Genomic DNA, 20,652 nt, shown 5'->3' with positions numbered 1-20,652 from the left:
TACGGCCTCTTTTATTTTTGATAAACGAGTATGTATTGTATTTTATCAGTTTCGCGTTGAATAGACAATCTAGATTCCTTATATTTTAATAACCAGATGATTTCATCTAAAGAATCGGTTAAGATAAGCATTTCTTCTCGTGCTTTTAATGATATTTTTTGATCAATCAAAATAGTTTTAACTTTTTTATGACCTCTGTCCATTCCTTTTAACGTCATCCGATCACCAGACTTACGATGTCGAATGAGTAAAGGTAGAATAACCTCACTTGGTTCAATCCAAATATGCTCATCTTTCTCGAAAGGTGAAGTAGCATGAGCCTCTACTTTAAACAAACCTATTCGTGCACCGTTTGTTATAGAAACCCATTGGCCAAGCAACAGTTTTTCTTCTTTTTGAAGCAGAACAGAGTGACTCAGCTTATTTTTTTCTAAATAAACGTGTTGGTATTCACGTCTTGCCTTCCAGCCACCTGGCAAATCTAGTTGCGCATTAGACTTAGTCCTCGTCATTAAACCTACTAACTCTTCTACTTGTTTCCTAAGCGTTTCAACTGGACAAGCATGATAAACCTTTTCTATTAAAATATGCTTTAGGACTTGTCTTTGGACTTCAGGTTCACAACTCAATAATGCCTTTTTATCTAACTCATAGAAATTAGGCTTACTTTGTAGCAGTATTTGTTCAGATTTTTTTTGAATAACTTGGTTAGCTAAAAATAAAACATCTGATAAATCAGCTGAGAAATCTTTAAAGTGAGTTAAAACTTGTTTATTTTCGAGTTTTAACAAAGGGGTAATTTTTTGACGGTAGCGGTTACGAGTGTACAACAAATCTACGTTTGTCTCATCTTCATAATAATCTAACTGACGAGTTTTGCTATAGGTGTAAATCTGTTCTTTAGAAAAATGCAACAATGGTCGAACAAGTAAACCTGTTCCAAAAGGACGTTGTACTTGTATACCGGTCATTCCTTTTAATTGTCCACCGCGTACTAATCGCATTAAAATTGTTTCTAATTGATCATCTGCGTGATGAGCTGTCAAAAGATGAGTGGCTCCCGTTACTTGCATTGTCTCTTTGAAAAAAGCATATCTAAAATTTCGAGCTGCTAGCTCTATTCCTGTTTTGGGATGTTTTTTACTATCCCAATGACGACTAAAATAAGGAATCTCTTTTGAACGACACTGCTCTTTTAAAAAACGTTCTTCTTCCATAGATGCTGTTCGTAATTCATGATTTACGTGAACTACACCGTACCAGGGGCGTAATGTATCTGGTAAACTCTGAATTAAATCCAATAAAGCCATTGAATCAACGCCACCAGAAACAGCAATCAATAGTCGATCCGAGGGCGTCCAAAGAAGATGTTGTCGACATTTTTCTGTAAAGTCAAAAGACAATTCCATTTCCCACTTCACCTCGTATACTAAGTTTAATTCTCTGCTATTTAGTGGTTCATCATTTTTCAATTACTTTTTTTCAGCAGTTATCTAACTTCTTCTTATAATAACAAAGAAGAACAAATATAAAAAAGGATAAGTCTCCTTATCCTTGGTTTTTCTTTTTAGTTACGACGTCCGCCTCGACCGCCGCGCTTTCCTTCAGTACTTCGTTTTAATATTGTTAAGCGATCATCACTATCTTTTAAAAATGATGACATCAATGAATCAAAATCATCTTTTTTAGGTTCTACACTCTTCATTCCACGAGCGTTACCGCGTTGGCTTTGGTATCCACCACTACGAGGAGCAGCGCTTTCGCGACGTCCTTGGTAACCGCCTGTTTTTTCTTGAGGACTTGAAGCAGGTTCAACTGGTTTATCGACTGCACGTCTAATAGAAAGACCGATTTTACCGTCGTCTCCGATAGACATAACTTTTACAGTGACTTCTTCTCCAATTTTTAATACATCTTTGATATCTTTGATAAAACTATCGGATACTTCACTAATATGAACTAATCCAGTTTTTCTGTCTCCTAGATCGATGAATGCACCAAAATTTGTAATACCTGATACTTTTCCTGTAACTTTATTTCCCACTTCAATTGACATATAAAATTGTTTCCTCCTTAGAACTTGTACGCTTATTATAGCATGCTATCTGACGACTTCAAACAGTTTATTGTTAATTAACCATTTCTTTAGAAAAAAGCCTATTTTTTATAAAAAACTGCCTGTATGTCTACTTTATAATCCTATTATGAATCACTTTTTCTCACTTTTGCTTCTTTTTGCTTCACTTCTTCTATAACTTTTGCTGCGTTATCTTCTGGAAAACTAAAAATAATCTCATTATCCTTAGATAAATAATATTGACTCCTAGCTAACTTAGCAACATAATCTTCGTCTTCTAAGCGTTTAACTTGGATACGCAACAGCTCTTGCTCTTTTCTTGTCTCTTTTAACGTCATTTCCGCTTGTTTTTTTTCTGTTTCCATTTTTGAAATAGATTGTATATTTAAAAAGATTTTTAGAGAGAAAAAAAGGATAACAAACGAACCTATCAATAGAATGATTGTCACTCTCATACGCATCTTACGCTTTTTTTTCTGTTCACGATGAGCTTGAAGGGTTTTGGATTTTGTATACTCATTTTGTAGCCTAGCAACATTTGTCGGCTCTTGTTTTTTCATAAACTCCCCATCCTTTTGCTACATTGTTAGTCCTGTTATTATAACAAGAAAGCGGATGCGTTGTCTAATAAATCGATAGATGAAGTCTTTTCTTACTTGCTTTCATCATTTTTTGATTCTTCACTAATAACCGTATACATTTCTTTGGTTTCTTCTTTTTTAGTCGACTCAACAATTTTCTCTATCTTTACGACCATCGTTTTATTTCCAAAACTAATCGTTAATTCATCTCCAATTTTTACATCAGAAGAAGACTTAGCAACTAGTCCGTTTAGTTGAATTCGACCTTTATCTGCAACTTCTTTAGCAATCGTACGGCGTTTAATAATACGTGAAATTTTTAAAAATTTATCTAATCTCATTCTTTTCTCCTCTTTTCTTCTGCTTTTATTTTTTGCCAAAGTATCTTTACTTCTTCACTACTTGCTGCTTTGACACCATCAAACACATGTGGATGGCGTCTGCGCAATTTTTTATTAAGCGTTTCTAGCACTTCTTCTAGAGAAAAATAGCCAGAGCGCTCTCCTAAATTTGTATGGTATAAGACTTGCATTAAGATATCGCCTAATTCTTCAACCATATTGGTATCGTCTTCTTTTTCAATCGCTTCGATAAATTCGGCTGTTTCTTCTTTTAGATAGGGAATTAAACTTTCGTGTGTCTGTTCTTTAATCCAACTATCGCCAGTTTCACTCGTAATTAAGTCAATATAGTACTGAGCTGTTTGGAATGACTTCGTTTGATCCTCTCTTGCCAAGGGCGGAACATATAATGACGTCAAATTATGAACACCTTGCATACGATCAATTTCAACTAACGTAAGCCATTCGACTTCTTCTGCTTTGCTTCCTGCCGCATGGACAAATGCTACAACATGATCATCTGGGTATTTCTCCGTTAACGTTAGTTTAACATCACTAGCAATATATTGGTTAAATACTTGCATAATAATGATGTGTTGGCCCAATTCTAGTTCATCTTTTTTCAGATCTAACGCGTCAACTAATTGAAAACCTTCTATTGGATCAATTTGGACAGCTTGAAATAAGTCATCTAAAAAGCTTTTTCCACCTTTGATAGTAATCTCAATTCCTTGTTTATTTGCTAGTAAGAGTTGAACAGATTTTTCTGCAACCATAGGATGTCCTGGAACGGCATAGATAATATCTTGCTTACTAGCTATTTCAAGTAATTCTTTTGAAATCGTATCATATACTCCTTCAAATTGTTCATTGTTTTCATATACTGCATCAAAAGAATGAAATTCAAATCCTTCTTCTTCTAATTCTGAAACAGCTGGATGCAACTTCGTACGCAAATAAACGGGCTGATCACTTTTCAATAAACGATAAACACCTATCGGTAGTTGTTCTAAGTCGCCTGGTCCTAATCCTACTATATTAATTTTCCCCATTTACTTCACCTGCTTTCTGATTATTTTTTTACCAAAAGGCAATGACAGCCATTCGCGAATGGTTAAAACATCTAAACGAAATAAGCCATAAGAAAAGACAGTGATCCCTATTGCTACACCTATTAGTGTCAGAGTAAAAGCCTCAAGTCGATGCCCGCCATTAAAGAAGCCATTTTCTACTACTGTCGTTGCTATTCCGACTACTATTGCCATTATTAGACTAAGTGAAACTAATTTTAGAACTATCCTATTTTTAGCAACTTCTTTTTTTAAAGTATGAGGCAAACCTAATTGAATAACAAATAAAATAAGTCCTAACGATAGTACAGTCGCTAAACTTGCACCTAATGTACCAAATTTTATAATCAGCCAATTGTTTACAAACCATTTAGTCAATAAACCAATTAGTAAAGCTCCGATTGTTAAATAGTGGTGATTTTGACTTTGTAGAATAGCATTATACGTGCCTATTAAAGAAGCAAGTAGAATAGCCAGCATATAAACTCTTAAAACTCTAACCCCAGAACGATCTCCGAATAGTAACTGATTGATATAAGGCATTAAAACAATCAGACCAGTTGTTGCAGCTAGTGAGAAAGTCGCTGTTATACGAACCATTGAGCTAGCTGAACGGATAAACTCTATTTCTTTTTTCTCACTAAATGCTCGACTTAATACAGGGAGAAGCGTTGTTGAAAAAGCTGTTGCAACAATCATTCCTAGTTGAATCAAGGGTTGTCCCCGATCATAAATCCCCTTCGCATTTTTCGCTAATTGGGATGACATCCCTGAATATGTTAGTCCTTTATATAGCGTAAAGGAGTCAACTAATTGCAGCAAAATCACTAACGCACTTAACAAGCAGATGGCTACTCCTTCTGTCATAAGACGCTTGGTCAAGGTAGTATAAGACACCTTTTCTAACGGGATTGCTAGTTGAGAAGAGGACTCTTCATCTGTCAACTTTTCTCTTAACAGAGCTATTCCTAAAACTAAACTAGCTGCTAGTCCAGCAATCCATGCACTATTCATAGCGACTGTTCCCATTTTATAGACATCCCATTCTAGAGATTGGTACATGATTGCCGCAAGTAAGATTACCGCCACACGAATGACCTGTTCTACAACTTGTGAGACAGCTGTCGGCATCATGCGAAACGTTCCTTGAAAGTAACCTCGCGTTGTTGTTAACAGGGGTATTAGTAAAAACAACCAAGAGACTGACTGGATAATTGGAATCAGTTGTATGTCGCCCATCCCTTTTGCGATCCAACTCGATCCAAAAAAGAGTAAGGAAAATAAAAGAAATGAAAAAATAGACAACACAACAAAAACTCTTATTAGTGTGTTTACTTGCTGTTCTTTATTTTTTTGTTCCGCAATGAGTTTAGATAAAAAAACCGGTAAACCAGTTAACGCTATTGTCATCCCAATACCGTAGATAGGATAAACTTGTTGATAAACATAAAAACCAGTATTTCCTACGATGTTTTGGAAGGGCACACGATAAACAGCACTTAGAATTTTTGCAATTAAAGCTGCTAAAGAAAGGAGTACCGCACCATTCATTGTTTTTTTCATTTGTTGGTTATCCAAATAAAAATCTCACCTTTCAAACGACAGTATTTAACTAGCTCTCATTAGTCTTCAGAATTTTTTCTACGATACAATGCACTAACTTTTGCAAACTTATAGAGATAATCTAGCCACTGATAAGTATGAGTCTTTTCAATTTGTATCGTTACGTGGAATTTATTTTTTTTCATTGTCATATTTGCTCTTAGGGGTACTTCACCAAGCGCTCTAAAAATTTCTTCTGCTGGTAAAGTGGTGGAACCAGACTCAGAGAATACTATCTCGATATCTTGTTCAGATCGTCTAATCGTCTCAATTAGTGCACGCTCACTATACAACTTAAGTAAACCAACCGCTAATAAATCTGAAACTTCATCTGGATACTCACCGAATCGATCAATCATTTCATCTTGTAACTGTACGTATGTTTCTTCATCACGTAATTCACGTATTCGTTTGTACACTTCAATTTTTTGACGTTCGTCTTCAATATAGGTCACAGGCAGATATGCATTGATGCCTAAATCAATTTCTACTTGTGTTGTTTCTTCCTTTTCTCCTAAACCACGCTTACGAGCAACTGCTTCACTTAACATCTCTGAATACAAATCGAATCCAACTGAATCGATAAAACCATGTTGTTGAGACCCTAACAAATTACCAGCTCCACGAATAGATAAATCACGCATGGCAATTTTAAATCCTGATCCTAATTCTGTAAAATCTTTGATCGCTTGCAGCCTTTTTTCACTAACTTCGTTCAAAACTTTATCCACTTGATACAAGAAATAAGCATACGCAACACGATTGCTTCGACCAACTCGACCTCTCAATTGATAAAGCTGAGACAATCCCATATGATCAGCATTCTCTACAAATAACGTATTTACGTTAGGAATATCCACACCTGTTTCAATAATCGTTGTCGTAACGAGTACATCGTATTCTCCCTCAATAAACTGAAAAAGCACATTTTCTAGCTGATTTTCAGTCATCTGTCCATGGGCGAAGCCTATACGGGCTTCAGGAATCAATTGTTTTAACTCTTCAACTTTTTTCTCAATCGTTGCTACACGGTTGTGTAAATAAAATGCTTGTCCGCCTCTTGCCATTTCTCGTTCAATTGCTTCACGAACAGCCCCTAGATTTTGTTCCATAACATAGGTTTGAACCGGATAACGGTTAGCTGGCGGCGTTTCAATAACGGACAAATCACGAACACCTAACATCGACATATGCAATGTTCTTGGTATAGGCGTAGCCGTTAACGTCAACACGTCAACTTGAGATTTTAATTGTTTTACTTTTTCTTTGTGTTTTACACCAAATCGTTGTTCTTCATCTACAATTAATAATCCTATATCTTGGAATTCAATATCTTTAGATAAAATCCGATGAGTTCCTATAACGATATCTACCTGTCCTTTTTTTATTCCTTCAATCGTCTCATTCTGCTGTTTTTTTGTTCTAAAACGGCTCAACAAACCAATCTCAACAGGAAATTCTGCAAATCGTTGTTTCAGTGTTTCGTAGTGTTGTTGAGCTAAGATGGTTGTTGGCACTAGAAATGCTGCCTGTTTGCCTTCTTGAACGGCTTTGAAAATAGCACGCATGGCGACTTCTGTTTTTCCGTAACCAACATCTCCTACTAACAAGCGGTCCATAGGTTTTTTACCTTCCATATCATGCTTGATTTCAATTGTACTTCTCAATTGATCAGGCGTTTCTGTATAAGGAAAAGCATCTTCGAATTCTTGTTGGTACTCATTATCTGCAGGATACGCATAGCCAACTTCTTGGTCACGAGCAGCATATAATTCAATTAATTCATCTGCGATATCCTCAATTTTACTCGCTACTTTACTCTTAGTTTTAGCCCATTCAGTTCCACCTAATTTATTTATTTTAGGTGTTTTAGCTTCTGATGAAACATATTTTTGCAGTAAGTTTAATTGAGTTACAGGAATAAATAACTTTGCATCATTTTTATAAATAATTGAAAGATAATCTTGATGAATACCATCAATGATTAACGTTTCCATTCCTGTATATTTTCCAATTCCGTGATTTACATGGACAACAAAATCACCTGGATTGAGTTCACTGTAACTCTTTAATCGTTCAGCGTTGGATAAATTTTGGCGTCTAGGTGTTTTTTTTGTTACTTTATTGAATAGCTCTCGTTCAGTTAATAACACTACCTTATCTGTTGGCAGTTCAAAACCATTTTGGATAGTTCCTTTTAAAATCTGAACTTTTCCTGTTTCAATTTTCTTTGATTTGACAACTTTACTAGTGATGTCAAAATCTTTAAAGATTTGCTGGACTTTATTTGCTCGCTCATCACTAGGCACCATAACAATAACTGTATTATTTTGTTTGATCCACCGATCCATTTCTGTTTTTAACAGAGGCATTTGCCCAAAGAATTGTTGCATATTTCGATAGGAAAAAGGATGAATTTCTGAAAAACGTAAATTTCCCATCCCTTTTTGAAAAAGTGAAAAATATAATATATCTTGTTTAATTGTTTTTGACTTATTGCGAAAATCATTGGAGAAACTTTGTTTTTGTAAAATACGATGCTCTGAAAGTTTTTCTGTAACCCACTCAGATTCCTCTTTTATTAGTTGACGGTCTGTTTCCATAATTCGTGGGTATTCGTCTAAGATAACGATACTCTTTTTACTAATATAATCTAAAATACTGATCGATTCAGGATAAACGTAATCGGTAAACATCGCCAATTGGCCCATTGGCTCTCCCTTATCAAAAGCATCCATAATTGGAGTAATGTATTGTGTAAAAGCTTGTTTTGCATCCGCTTCTTTCAATAACGCTAAGTTGTGTTCTACAGCTTTTGAAAATCGTGGAGCAGCACTTTGAAGCAGATCATGAGTATAGAGTGTATCGATAGCTGGCAAAATAGTGATTGATTCGATGGTTTCAATTGAACGCTGATTATCTGCATCAAAATAGCGTAAAGAATCCACTTCTACATCAAATAAATCAATGCGAACAGGATGTTCTTCTGTTAGAGGATAGATATCAATGATACCACCACGTATACTAAATTCCCCTGGACTACCAACTAGTTGTTGTCTGACATAGCCCATATCTACTAACCTTCGAGCCATGCCTATTACGTCTAACTCGCCTCCTTGTTGTACTTCAAAACGAGCATTCTCCCATATTTTCTTAGGTGGCAATAACTTACGAACTCCAGCTAACGGAACGATAACGATTCCTGGTTTTCCGGAAAGTAAAAAATCTAAAGCCGCTACTCTCTCAGTTCTAGCTTCTGGCGATGAGATAGACATTTCAGCATAAAGCATTTCTTCAACTGGAAATAAGTGCAGATTTTCTTCAGCAACAAAACCTGAAAAATCTTCTGCTAATTGACGAGCATGGAATAGATTATGTGTGATTAGAATAATCGGTCGTTTCTTTTTTTCTAAAATGGCATTTGTTACTAGCGTTCTAGCTGAACCAGCTAGTCCTGTAACCAATTGAACTTTTTGTTCACCAATTCCTGCTAATAAGCCTTTTACATCAGGCGAATCAGCGAATAGTTTAGTGATATCTCCCACTAGATAGGCTCCTTTTACTTTTATTTTTCAGATGATAAAAGAAGCTCAGATTCTTACTGGGCTTCCTTTACTTCCTTTATTTTTTGTTGTATTGATTCATTGCATCAATAAAGGGATGGCCATTGACCCAATAATCAATCGCAGATACCCCATCCTTAATAGCAAACGATAGTATTTCTTCTTTCTCTTTTGAGAAGCCACCTAAGACATGATTTACAACGGTTTGGTCGAAAAATGGACGATCTATACCGATGCGAATACGATTAAAGTCAGATGTTCCTAGGTGTTGGATTAGACTTTTTATTCCGTTATGGCCTCCAGCGCTTCCTTTTTGTCGAAGACGAATTTTTCCAGCAGGTAAATCTAGATCATCATAAACAATAACAATATCATCTAGTATTACATTAAAATAATCCATTAATGGCCTTACTGCTCGTCCGGAATCGTTCATAAATGTTTGCGGTTTTACTAGTATGATTTTTTCTTTCCCTATAAAAGCTTCTGTATACAGGGCTTCAAATTTACTTTTATTAAACGTTAAATCGTGTTGCATAGCGTACTCATCCAAGACCATAAATCCTATATTATGCTTAGTATGTGTATATTTCGTGCCGGGATTTCCCAGGCCGATAATCATTTTCATATCAGTTATTCTCCAATTTCAGTTATTTCTTTTCTACTAATTTCCATTTAGTATAAGCCTATCGAGAACTGCACGCAAAAAAATGCCGCACGAAATTCTCTTCGTCCAGTAGTATTTTTTATAGTATACCATATTTTAGATTACAATAGAAAAAACTTGCTTTTTCTATTTTTTTTAGCCTGTTTTCTCAATAGTTTGATTGATTTTTTTGCTGTTCTAAACATTTCTTTTCTTTTTATATAGGAAAGAATAACCACATTTTCTACCCTCCATACCTTACGGCTATACCTTTAACTAAAATAAGTTCTTAGATTGATTACGCAATTTTGACTAAGACAATGCTTCTAAACAGATTTCCACAATAATCCTTAACCTATTTTGAAGTAATCAGAGTCAAGTATAAGCATGTAAAAAAATAGTTCTCCTCATTCGAATAACCCTTTACTTACATTTTTTAATTCTATTCCAAAGAATCTTCTATTTGGAACACCAGCAAGTTAATCCGCATTCAATAGTTTAATGAACTAGGCATTCACTTTCAACAGTCTTTGCTATTTGTTCTTTATTTCTTAATAAACACTCCCTAATTTTATTAGTACTACTTCTTTTTCTAAACAAGCTTCTACCCCTTTAATATTTGTATTCCTTAATTCTAAAGTATAATCTGCTTATTACTCACTGGAAAAAAATACAAGTAATCAGTTTGTTTTCTTCAAACTTGTGTAGACTTATTAAAGACAAAATTTCTATTCTATCCCTAGTTTTTATTAAGTTATCTTTTATTTATTCGCTTTAAACTATTCGTTAGTTCTGCCAGTCTAGTATGCTGCATCGTTTTTCACTTCATTAATTAATTTTCTTCCTGTTTTGTGAATTTTTTATCTAATTATTTAAATAAAATTACGTCCATTTCTATTAGTTTATCATTCTATTTTAGTCGATATTTTTTTAAAAAATGACTAGAACGTTAGAAAAAGAGCAAACTTAGTGGAAATTTACTACTAAATCAAATGAATGTGTTTTCATTTCCAATAAATTGCCTTCGTTCTATTTCAACTTCTTATCTTTGAGTGCTATAATTGAGGGGTATCTTAAAGCTTATAAGGAGGACTATACATTATGTACAATGCTAAAATAAAAAGTCACCAAAAAGTTATTATCGTAGGAGACGGCGCAGTAGGTTCTAGCTATGCTTTTTCTCTAGTCACACAAAATATTGCTCAAGAAATCGGTATCATTGATATCGATACAAAAAAGGCAGAAGGCGATGCAATGGATCTTTCCCACGCACTAGCTTTTACCTCTCCTAAAAAAATCTATGCAGCTACCTATGAAGATTGTAGCGATGCTGATATCGTTGTTATTACTGCTGGAGCAGCTCAAAAACCAGGTGAAACCCGTTTAGACTTAGTTCAAAAGAATTTAAACATATTTAAAAGTATTGTTGGCAGCATTATGGAAAGTGGTTTTGACGGTATTATTATTGTTGCAACTAATCCAGTAGATATTTTAACCTATGCTACTTGGAAATTCTCAGGGCTTCCTCAGCATCGAGTTATCGGCTCAGGTACTTCTCTAGACAGTGCTCGTTTCCGCCAAGCAATTGCTGAGTTAACAGGTGTAGACTCTCGTAATGTTCATGGCTATATTTTAGGTGAACATGGAGATACAGAATTCCCAGTATGGTCACATGCTAACATAGCGGGTCTTCAAATTTATGAATGGATCAAAGATAACCCTGGTGTAGATGAGCAAGCCTTAGTTGATATGTTCTTTAAAGTTCGTGATGCTGCTTATGATATCATTGAACGAAAAGGGGCTACTTTCTATGGTATCGCTGTTTCATTAACACGCATTACTAAAGCAATCTTATCTGATGAGAATGCTATCTTGCCTCTTTCAGTTTACCTAGATGGCGAATACAGTCAAAAAGATATTTTTATTGGAGCACCTGCAATTATAAACCGTCAAGGTGTCAAAAGTGTTATTCAAATTCCTTTAAATGATTCTGAACAAGAAAAAATGAATCATTCTGCTGATACACTTAGAAAAATTACACAAGAAGCAATGAAAATAGTAGAAGAAAACGCAAACTAATTTAAAATAATAAGAATAAACGCATAACTTTATTATGAAAAACTAAAAAACACCTTTTTACTTAGTCGTACCATAAGTAAAAAGATGTTTTTTTAGTCTATTCATTCACAGCACAATTGAAAAATTGTTTCTGCATAGATATCCATTGCTTGAAATAGTTCATCCAAGGATATACCCTCATTGCTTTGATGAGCTAGACTTTCTGTTGTTGGAAAATGAGCTCCAAAGGCAACCATATTTTTCATAGTTCTTGCATAAGTAGCTCCACCCGATGTGAGTGGCTGAGTTAAATCATTGGTTTTACTTTGATAGATAGCCATTAACGTCTGAACCAAGTCACTTTCTTTGGGAACATATAAGCCAGCTACACGGTCAAACTCATAATAATCTAAACCATAAGGCTCTGCTACTTCTTTAAGTTTTTGTACTAAATCTTCTATTGGAAAGCTAACTGGGATACGTAAGTCTATTTCTATCTCTGATTTTTTTTCATCAATAGAAAGAGACGCTACATTAAACGTTAACTCTCCTGTCATCTCATCTTTTATTTCACCGAATATACTCCAGCCGTTCGTTTCGTCTCTTACCTTTTCAGCTAAAAAATTTACTGTTGGATGCGGATAAATATGAACCAATCCTTTTGCTAGTTGATTGATTGCGTTGACTCCTTGTTCAGCTACACTCGCATGAACAGCCTTACCATTTACGGTGATTAGATTACCGTCAACGGTATGAGTGACTCCCATTTCTAACATTTTTTCGTGTAGAGCATTTGCGTCTTTACCTTCAAAATCAGCACGACCAGGAACAATATTAAAAGCATCTCCGCAAGCTAATGTGATATCTGAACTTCCAGGACCAATTAACTTTACCTGTAACAATCCTTTTTCAGCATACGTTACAGGAAAAGAACTATCTGGAACAAACCCCATAGTTGGCTGTTCTTCTTTAGCATTGTAGTGCTCCATACACCGCCAAAGTGTTTCTTCGTCTGTTCCAAAAACAAAACGAATTCGTTTCTTAAAAGGAACTCCTTCATCAACTACTGCTTTAAACCCATATAAAGCTGCAATAGTTGGCCCTTTATCATCTTGTGAACCACGTCCTATTAACTTTCCATCTTTAATAACTGCACCAAATGGAGGAGTCTCCCATAGACTCACATCCCCTTCAGGTACAACATCTAAATGGCATAATACAGCTACTAACTCTTCACCCTGTCCGTAGTCAGCATAACCATAAAATCCTGCTGGGTCTGAATAAGTTTTCATTCCTAGTGTTTCACAAATACTTAGTGCTTGCGCTAGACAGTCAGCAATCGCTTGCCCAAAAGGTGGATACGTTTTTCCGTCCCCAGTGTTAATAGAAGGAATACTAACTAATTTTTTTAATGCTATTACACTTTCATCCTGATGTATTTTTGTTACCCAATTTTTCATAAAACTAAACACACTTCCCTTTTTAATTTTTATTCTTTAATAGAAACATATTTTAGATTGACACTATTAATCTGGCTCAAGTAATAGCCTTCGACATTCTCTCTTAATAACATTGCTTGAGCTTGCTGGTAAAGTGGCACAATTGCTGTATCATCCATCAGAATTTTTTCAGCAGCTAAATTATTGGCCCATTTTTTTTCTGGATTACTACTGTCTATACCTAGAGAAGCTTGAACTAACTTATCGTACTCTTCATTTGAATATTTTCCTCCATTAAATACAGAACCAGATAAAAATAAATTCAAGAAATTATTTGTATCGTTCGTATCTGCACCCCAACCAGATAATAGTAAATCAAAATCTCCATTATCACCTAATTCAATTCTATTTTTGAAAGGAACATTTTTTATAGTAACCGATACACCAGGTAGGTTTTTCTCAATTTTATTTTGTAAGTATTGACTTACTTTTTTTGTTACCTCATCATCATCAGCAACTAGCTCTAATTCAACAGCTGTTAAGCCTAATTCTTTTTTTGCTACTGCCCATAACTCAGAAGCTTTTTCTGGTTGATACCCTAGATAATCCCCAGCGGCTTTCCTAAAATCTTCCCCTGTTTCAGAATTTTCTACCAGACCACTTGTCACCAAACCTCCTAAAGCTTTCGATCCATTAGCTATAATATTCTCTGCTAATTCCTCGCGTGAGATTGCCAACGCTAAAGCTGTTCTCATGTTTTTATTTTTTAATGCTGAATTAGTTGTATGATCTAGTTCCAAATAAACAGACTTAGCTAATAAAGGAGCTATAAATTCAGAATCTTGATTATACTGTTGAGCAAATTCACCCGTTAATGCAATCAAGTCAATTTCACCATTGTTGTATAAATTTAAACCTGTAGTCGTTTCCTTAATTACTTGATTAGTGACTTTTGTTAAAGCAACATTTTCTTTATCCCAATAGTACTCATTTTTTTCGTATGTCCACGATAAACCCGTTCCATCCCATTCGTTTAAGATAAATGGTCCATTGTACAACGCTGCTTCACTACTCGTTCCAAATTTCGAACCTTGAGCAATAACGAATGATTCTTTTTGAGGAGAAAATGTTGGTTTAGTGATCAATTTCATAAAGTTTTCTACTGGTCTTTCCAAAGTAATTTCTAACTCTAATTCACTTAGTGCTTTTATCCCCAGTTCAACAACGGTCTTTTCACCTGCTAAAATAGCCGCAGCATTTTTTATATCTGTCATGACAAATGAATAATTAGCCGCTGTTTCAGGATCAACAATTCGTTGCCAAGCATATTCAAAATCCGCTGCTATCAAAGGTTCACCATTAGACCATTTCAAATCAGGTTTCAATGTAAATAGATACGTTAATTGGTCTTCACTTACTTCAGGTGCTCCTTCAGCTAAGGCTGGAATAGCTTCTTCATTGGTATCTAGACGATAAAGGCCTTCCATCACTTGGTTTAAAGCACTAAAACTAATGGTATCTTGTGATAAAGCTGGATCAATCGTTGGTAATTCTGAAGCAACACTTAGATGAAGTACTTGTTCTGTCTTATTTTTTTCTGAGTTACTTGAAGCAGAAGTTCCATTCACCGCTTGCTTATCAGACTGCCCACATCCACTCATAATGACTATTCCTATAGCAAAGTAAATAAGTTTTTTCATTTTCACATCTCCCCTTTTTTAATGGTTTATTTTCTTATCGTATTCTAATCTGTTGAAGCTTTTTCCTATCATACAAGATTAAACATAATTATACAACATTAATCCCGTTTTTTAATAAATAAAGATTTAATATACAGTATAAATGAATATATTAGTTATAAAATTTTATATATACAAAAAAATAAAGCTGAATAAATCATATCAGCTTTATTTTAAAGTGGAATAATAAGATCATTTTCAGAATCTTTATCTGAATGAATCGCTTTTACTTCAATAATTAATTTATGAGGCAAACAAATACTCGTTTCACCAGGTTTACTAATCCAACCTGTTTTTACAGCAATTTGGTCAGGACTGTTATCTTCTTTGTTTCGAATCTTCGTTCCATCTACTTCTATAATATTGTATTGTCCATCTGCTGGATAGAAAGTAAACTCTTGATTTTCCGTCTCTTTTGATAGTTCAATCTGTTTAATTTCTTTGCCATTAATTGAAACAATCGCAATAATTGTACTGTCTTGATCTATCGAAAAATTCTGTCTGTTAAATATCATATATGGAATAAATGAACCCATCATTAATACAACGATAATAACTACATCTAGTGGTTTAACTAATTTTTTGTACTGTTTAAATTTAGTCATGAAAATTGCTCCGTCCATCTTAATCTATTAGGCAAATTATCTATTTGTCTTATTGTAACAAGCAATAACTAACTCAACAAGAGTCTATCACTTTTTAACTATTCTATTAACTAGAAAAAAACGCAAGAAAAGCTCTTAGCCTCTCTTACGTTTTTTAGTTTTAGATTTATTTATGACTTTCCTTAAACTTTCTTTCAAAAAGTGGACTTACAGACTTATTCTCGTGAATTCGTTTGATTGCATCTGCCATTAGTGCACTAACACTTATTCCAATAATTTTATCGATTTTTTTATCTTCAGGAAGGTAGATAGAATCTGTCACAATCAATTGTTTGATTGCAGAATTTTGGATGCGTTCAATTGCAGGACCAGATAAAACAGGATGTGTACAGCAAGCGTAAACTTCAGTAGCACCTGCTTCTTCTAAAGCTTTTGCAGCTAAAGTGATGGTTCCTGCAGTATCAATCATATCATCAATCAAAATACATGTTTTACCTTCGACAGATCCAATAATATTCATTACTTCTGCCACGTTAGCCTTTGGACGACGTTTATCAATAATTGCGATAGGTGCCTTTAAAAATTCAGCTAATTTACGAGCACGAGTGACTCCACCATGATCAGGTGAAACAACTACAACACCTTCACCTTCAAGACCACAGTCTAGAAAATGATTCGCTAAAAGAGAGGCTCCCAATAGATGATCCACAGGCATATCAAAGAATCCTTGGATTTGCGAAGCGTGTAAATCTAATGTCAGAATACGGTCTGCTCCTGCAGCTGTAATCATATTAGCAACTAATTTTGCAGTGATAGGCTCTCTTGAACGTGCTTTACGGTCTTGTCTTGCGTATCCATAATAAGGGATAACTAAGTTAACTGTTTTTGCACTAGCACGTTTTAAGGCATCAATCATAATCAGCATTTCCATTATGTTATCATTTACTGGACTCGACGTTGATTGGATAATGTAAACATGATCTCCACGAATACTTTCTTCAATATTGATTCGAATTTCTCCATCGCTGAACTGATCCACTGAGAGTTTCCCTAATTCTACTCCTACATCACTAGCAATTTTCTCTGCTAACGGTTTGTTGGAGTTTAACGCAAAAATCTTTAACTTTGGATCAAAATAGTGTTCTGACATAGTGACCTCCACTTTCTTTATTTTCAAGAATATCCTGTGTTTACAATTCAATTCTATACTAGGCATTTTAACCTAAGAAATCAAGACAATTCTTGATTTCTTTTGAATTTCACAGGTTATCTTAATGTGGTAATTTAGTGTAATAGTCTAGTTTGTTTTCTTGACGTGCTCTAGCAATTGCCAATGCTTGTGTTGGTACATCTTTTGTGATGGTTGAACCTGCAGCAATGTAAACATTTTCTGCAATAGTTAACGGTGCTATCAAGTTAGCATTGCAACCTACAAAAACATTATTTCCTACTGTTGTTCGGAATTTATTTTTACCGTCATAGTTTACAAAAATCGTGCCACATCCGACGTTAATATTTTCACCTAAGTCCGCATCACCAATATAAGTCAAATGACCGACTTTTGTTGTTGCGCCAATAGTAGCATTTTTGATTTCAACAAAATTGCCAATGTGCACCGATTCACCAATTTCACTATTCGGTCGAAGGTGACTATAAGGTCCAATATTGCTATTTTTTCCCATTGTAGCATGATTAATCGTTGAGTTAGTAATGCGTACACCATCGGCGATTATACTATTTGACAGTTCAGAATGAGCTCCAATAAAGCAATCTTCTCCTATACTAGTGTTTCCTTTCAATGAAACATTTGGCTCGATAACTGTATCTGAGCCAATGACAACACCACTATCAATATAAGTTGTTGCTGGATCAATCATAGTTACACCGTTTTGCATGTGCATGTTATTGATTCGTTCACGCATCAATTTTGAAGCCTCAGATAATGCTACTCGATCATTAACTCCTAGTCCATCGTGTTCGCTTCCCATTTTATAAGCATCAACAATTTCATTTTGATTTTTAAGTATTTCAATAACATCCGGTAAATAGTACTCACCTTGAGAATTTTGATTGCCCACTTGTGAGAGAGTTTCAAATAGCAATCGATTGTCAAAACAATAGGTCCCTGTATTCACTTCTTGAACCAGTTGTTCAGCTTCATTCGCATCTTTTTGCTCAACAATTTTTTCTACAGAATTTTTACTGTTGCGAATAATACGACCATAGCCTGTCGGATCTTGAGCATGTGCAGTCAAAATTGTCGCTTTTGCACCTTTTTCCTGATGATAGTCGAATAAATTATTTAATGTCTCTGCTGTTAATAACGGGGTATCTCCACAGATAACTAAAGTGATTCCTTCTCTATCTTTCAAATGGCTTTCTGCTTGTATGACTGCATGTCCTGTACCCAATTGCTCTTCTTGTATAGCATAACTTGTTCGATTACCTAAGTATTCTTTGACCTTCTCAGCACCAAACCCAACAATTGTTACGATTTCATTTACACCTGTTGCTTCTACTTGGTCAATGACATGACCTACCATTGGTTTACCTGCGACGAGATGTAAGACTTTATATAATTTTGACTTCATGCGTGAGCCTTGTCCTGCTGCTAATACAACTGCATATCTTTGTGCCATTTCAGTAACCTCCATCCATTATCTTAATCATTCGTTATTTTTGTATTGTTTACTCTATTTTATAGGTTTATTTTTTTAATTCTAACTATTTAATAATAGCTTAAAAAACGTTATTTTTCAAGGAAAACTCCTATTCTTTAGGGTTCTTTCAAAAGTTTAGTTCGACCTATTTAGGCAAGCGGAATCATTTCCATTTTTAAAAACTGTTGTCTTAGTATTTATTCTTGTATACTTAGATAAATGATACTAAAAGGAGGAATACCACTATGAATCAAAAATCAGAAAAATATTGGGTAGAGCATTTGGAACTGACACCTCATCCTGAAGGAGGTTTTTTCAAATCTGTTTCTCAACCTGCTGAAATGTATCGCGTTGAAGGAAACTATGAACGGCCTTTATACACAAGTATTTATTTTTTATTAAATCAAGAGAGCCCTTCACATTTTCATCGTTTAAAATCAGATGAAGTTTGGTATTTTCATACCGGTGATCCTTTGACTGTCCATATGCTTTATCCTGATGGACACTATGATCAAGTAAAATTAGGTGATACACTTGAAAATGATGAAACTTTACAATTTACTGTTCCTAAAGGTGTTATTTTTGGCTCTAGCGTTGAAGAGAAAGGGATCTACTCACTAGTGAGTTGTATGGTCTCTCCCGGTTTTGATTACGAAGATTTTGAATTATTTACACAAGCTGAACTACTTGAGGACTATCCACAACACGAACAAGTCATTAAAAAATTAGCTTTTGAAACATTGCCGGATTAAAAATAGAAATAACGGCTAAGACAACCGTCTCAGTCGCTATTTCTATTTTTAAACTTTTATGCTTCTTTTACTTTAAACTTAGCCATATAGTAGCCTAACGTCAAATGATAAATAGGGTGCTTATAGTTTGTTTTCCTTTTTTTAAATTTCTCCGTATTCAATTGGTCTAGGTATTCAAAGAAAGAGAGATAGGTTTGTTTATTTCATTTTTTTACTTTAACTGAATACAATTGTGTCTGAACAGAGTGTGAAGATGTCAAAATACGAACAGATAACGAGAGTCCAGTTTCAACTTCCGTTGTCCATTCTTCCCCTGCTTTTATTAAGTTTGACTGTCTCTACCTTATTTTAATAGCGCTACAGAACCATAAGAAACTAATTGATTCTCACATCTTTTACAATCAATTGAAATGGAATTAGATAGATTAAAATAATATATCTACAAAAACGTAGATTTGCATTTTTAGGTACCAACCTACGTTTCTATTAGTTAGTTAATTTTAGCAATACAAATTATTTTCAGCTTAATGATTGCCTTATTCGTCTATTTTTTATCAAAGTAATTTCCAGGAGTTACATGAATTGTTTTATCCCGTATATCAACTTCATCTACACACAATAAGGATGTATAATCCTCAATCATTCTATCGCCGTTAAAGGTTGATTCTGCGAATACTGTTACACCGACTAATTGTGCTTCAAATTCTTCAATCAGACTCTTCATACCATTAACAGTTCCGCCGCCTTTCATGAAGTCATCTACAATTAGGACGCGCGAACCTCTCTTCAAACTGCGCTTAGATAATTCCATTTTTTCTATTCTTTCAGAAGATCCTGATACATAATTAATACTAACCGTTGATCCTTCTGTAATCTTAGAATCACGTCTTACCATTACAAATGGAACATTTAAATAACTTGATACTGCTTGGGCAATTGGTACACCTTTTGTTGCCACGGTCATAACTGCATCAATTGAGTCATGGAGATACTGAGAAGCAATAATTTTACCAATCTGACGCAATGTTTGCGGTTCTCCTAGTAAATCTGATAAATAAACATAGCCACCTGGTAATAATCGATTAGCCTCTGACAAACGTTCGCACATGTCTTCGACGAATTCTCTTGCCTCTTCTTTAGCTATCTCAGGAATATAACGTACGCCTCCTGCTGCTCCAGGCACTGTTTCTAGCGTACCCGTACCCCGCTCTCTAAACGTTTTTTTAACGATCGATAAATCTTCACTGATAGAGGATTTAGCAGAATCATAACGCTTTGCAAAATAAGTTAAAGAAACTAACTTATGTGGTTTTTCTAATAAATAACGAGTCATATCAATTAATCGTTCACTTCTTTTTACTTTCAACTCTTTCACCTCATCATAATGTACTTTTTAATTTTATTTTTTAAAATGGTTGTGTTCATTATAATCATATTTAACGAAAAAAGGTAGTCATTTCTGTTAAAAAAGGTGAAATTGTTCGTTTTTTTTATTATTTTCTCATAAAAAAAAAGCGAACTT

Annotated in this window: 16 protein-coding genes; 2 read left to right on the top strand and 14 right to left on the bottom strand. The window is 34.7% G+C overall.

Going from position 1 to position 20,652, the window contains the following annotated elements; genetic code table 11:
* Positions 1-11: 11 nt before the first annotated feature.
* The 8 genes from tilS to pth form a co-directional block, all read right to left on the bottom strand.
* Entirely contained in the window at positions 12-1,472 is a 1,461-nt protein-coding gene (gene tilS, locus ACMHYH_RS00450) for a tRNA lysidine(34) synthetase TilS (protein ID WP_414839470.1), read from the bottom strand.
* Between the two features lie 95 nt (positions 1,473-1,567).
* Complete coding sequence (locus ACMHYH_RS00445; RefSeq protein WP_085558841.1) at positions 1,568-2,056, bottom strand: S1 domain-containing RNA-binding protein; 489 nt, start codon at positions 2,054-2,056, stop codon at positions 1,568-1,570.
* A gap of 146 nt (positions 2,057-2,202) precedes the next feature.
* The gene (locus tag ACMHYH_RS00440; protein ID WP_414839469.1) at positions 2,203-2,637 is read right to left on the bottom strand and encodes an FtsB family cell division protein; all 435 of its coding nucleotides are present in this window, start codon (positions 2,635-2,637) and stop codon (positions 2,203-2,205) included.
* 92 nt (positions 2,638-2,729) lie between these two features.
* Complete coding sequence (locus ACMHYH_RS00435) at positions 2,730-2,999, bottom strand: RNA-binding S4 domain-containing protein (protein WP_414839468.1); 270 nt, start codon at positions 2,997-2,999, stop codon at positions 2,730-2,732.
* Entirely contained in the window at positions 2,996-4,051 is a 1,056-nt protein-coding gene (locus tag ACMHYH_RS00430) for a MazG nucleotide pyrophosphohydrolase domain-containing protein (protein WP_414839467.1), read from the bottom strand. Before ACMHYH_RS00430 ends, ACMHYH_RS00435 begins: the two co-directional genes overlap by 4 nt.
* Positions 4,052-5,632 carry a putative polysaccharide biosynthesis protein gene (locus ACMHYH_RS00425; protein ID WP_414839466.1) on the bottom strand — a complete coding sequence of 527 codons (1,581 nt, stop codon included), beginning with the start codon at positions 5,630-5,632 and terminating at the stop codon, positions 4,052-4,054.
* Between the two features lie 59 nt (positions 5,633-5,691).
* Positions 5,692-9,216 (bottom strand): transcription-repair coupling factor, encoded by a 3,525-nt coding sequence (mfd, locus tag ACMHYH_RS00420; RefSeq protein WP_414839465.1) that lies wholly within the window; start codon positions 9,214-9,216, stop codon positions 5,692-5,694.
* Between the two features lie 76 nt (positions 9,217-9,292).
* Entirely contained in the window at positions 9,293-9,859 is a 567-nt protein-coding gene (gene pth, locus ACMHYH_RS00415) for an aminoacyl-tRNA hydrolase (RefSeq protein ID WP_414839464.1), read from the bottom strand.
* A gap of 1,119 nt (positions 9,860-10,978) precedes the next feature.
* On the opposite strand from pth, the gene ACMHYH_RS00410 reads away from it, so the two are divergent.
* On the top strand, positions 10,979-11,956 hold the full coding sequence (locus tag ACMHYH_RS00410) for an L-lactate dehydrogenase (RefSeq protein WP_414839463.1): 978 nt from the start codon (positions 10,979-10,981) through the stop codon (positions 11,954-11,956).
* 101 nt (positions 11,957-12,057) lie between these two features.
* On the opposite strand, the gene ACMHYH_RS00405 is transcribed toward ACMHYH_RS00410, so the two are convergent.
* The 5 genes from ACMHYH_RS00405 to glmU all read right to left on the bottom strand — a co-directional run bounded on the left by ACMHYH_RS00405 (position 12,058) and on the right by glmU (position 18,357).
* Positions 12,058-13,395, bottom strand: a complete 1,338-nt coding sequence (locus tag ACMHYH_RS00405; protein ID WP_414839462.1) for a M20 family metallopeptidase — start codon at positions 13,393-13,395, stop codon at positions 12,058-12,060.
* 29 nt (positions 13,396-13,424) lie between these two features.
* The gene (locus tag ACMHYH_RS00400; RefSeq protein WP_414839461.1) at positions 13,425-15,074 is read right to left on the bottom strand and encodes a peptide ABC transporter substrate-binding protein; all 1,650 of its coding nucleotides are present in this window, start codon (positions 15,072-15,074) and stop codon (positions 13,425-13,427) included.
* 212 nt (positions 15,075-15,286) lie between these two features.
* Positions 15,287-15,718, bottom strand: a complete 432-nt coding sequence (locus ACMHYH_RS00395; RefSeq protein ID WP_414839460.1) for a NusG domain II-containing protein — start codon at positions 15,716-15,718, stop codon at positions 15,287-15,289.
* Between the two features lie 166 nt (positions 15,719-15,884).
* Positions 15,885-16,868, bottom strand: coding sequence for a ribose-phosphate diphosphokinase (locus ACMHYH_RS00390; protein ID WP_414839459.1), 984 nt, complete (start codon positions 16,866-16,868; stop codon positions 15,885-15,887).
* Positions 16,869-16,989: 121 nt separating this feature from the next.
* A complete protein-coding gene (gene glmU / locus ACMHYH_RS00385; RefSeq protein WP_414839458.1) occupies positions 16,990-18,357 on the bottom strand; it encodes a bifunctional UDP-N-acetylglucosamine diphosphorylase/glucosamine-1-phosphate N-acetyltransferase GlmU in 1,368 nt (455 codons plus the stop codon).
* Positions 18,358-18,623: 266 nt separating this feature from the next.
* Between glmU and ACMHYH_RS00380 the strand changes: the two genes are divergently transcribed.
* Positions 18,624-19,130 (top strand): cupin domain-containing protein, encoded by a 507-nt coding sequence (locus ACMHYH_RS00380; RefSeq protein ID WP_414839457.1) that lies wholly within the window; start codon positions 18,624-18,626, stop codon positions 19,128-19,130.
* 544 nt (positions 19,131-19,674) lie between these two features.
* Here the strand turns inward: ACMHYH_RS00380 and purR are convergent.
* Positions 19,675-20,496: a pur operon repressor gene (purR, locus tag ACMHYH_RS00375; protein ID WP_414839456.1), complete on the bottom strand. Its 822-nt coding sequence runs from the start codon at positions 20,494-20,496 to the stop codon at positions 19,675-19,677.
* Positions 20,497-20,652: the final 156 nt, after the last annotated feature.

Origin of the sequence: Carnobacterium sp. TMP28 (assembly GCF_047553015.1) — a bacterium.
Classification (GTDB): Bacteria; Bacillota; Bacilli; order Lactobacillales; family Carnobacteriaceae; genus Carnobacterium_A.
Note: the sequence above shows the minus strand (reverse complement) of the source record. Positions and strands in the feature narration are given on the sequence as shown.

Bases quoted from the DNA above. Each gene is read 5' to 3' on its own strand.
- ACMHYH_RS00435 (WP_414839468.1), bottom strand. From the start codon at position 2,999: ATGAGATTAGATAAATTTTTAAAAATTTCACGTATTATTAAACGCCGT.
- ACMHYH_RS00400 (WP_414839461.1), bottom strand. From the start codon at position 15,074: ATGAAAAAACTTATTTACTTTGCTATAGGAATAGTCATTATGAGTGGA.
- ACMHYH_RS00410 (WP_414839463.1), top strand. From the start codon at position 10,979: ATGTACAATGCTAAAATAAAAAGTCACCAAAAAGTTATTATCGTAGGA.
- ACMHYH_RS00425 (WP_414839466.1), bottom strand. From the start codon at position 5,632: ATGAAAAAAACAATGAATGGTGCGGTACTCCTTTCTTTAGCAGCTTTA.
- ACMHYH_RS00405 (WP_414839462.1), bottom strand. From the start codon at position 13,395: ATGAAAAATTGGGTAACAAAAATACATCAGGATGAAAGTGTAATAGCA.
- ACMHYH_RS00445 (WP_085558841.1), bottom strand. From the start codon at position 2,056: ATGTCAATTGAAGTGGGAAATAAAGTTACAGGAAAAGTATCAGGTATT.
- ACMHYH_RS00380 (WP_414839457.1), top strand. From the start codon at position 18,624: ATGAATCAAAAATCAGAAAAATATTGGGTAGAGCATTTGGAACTGACA.
- pth (WP_414839464.1), bottom strand. From the start codon at position 9,859: ATGAAAATGATTATCGGCCTGGGAAATCCCGGCACGAAATATACACAT.
- glmU (WP_414839458.1), bottom strand. From the start codon at position 18,357: ATGGCACAAAGATATGCAGTTGTATTAGCAGCAGGACAAGGCTCACGC.
- ACMHYH_RS00430 (WP_414839467.1), bottom strand. From the start codon at position 4,051: ATGGGGAAAATTAATATAGTAGGATTAGGACCAGGCGACTTAGAACAA.
- ACMHYH_RS00390 (WP_414839459.1), bottom strand. From the start codon at position 16,868: ATGTCAGAACACTATTTTGATCCAAAGTTAAAGATTTTTGCGTTAAAC.
- ACMHYH_RS00440 (WP_414839469.1), bottom strand. From the start codon at position 2,637: ATGAAAAAACAAGAGCCGACAAATGTTGCTAGGCTACAAAATGAGTAT.
- ACMHYH_RS00395 (WP_414839460.1), bottom strand. From the start codon at position 15,718: ATGACTAAATTTAAACAGTACAAAAAATTAGTTAAACCACTAGATGTA.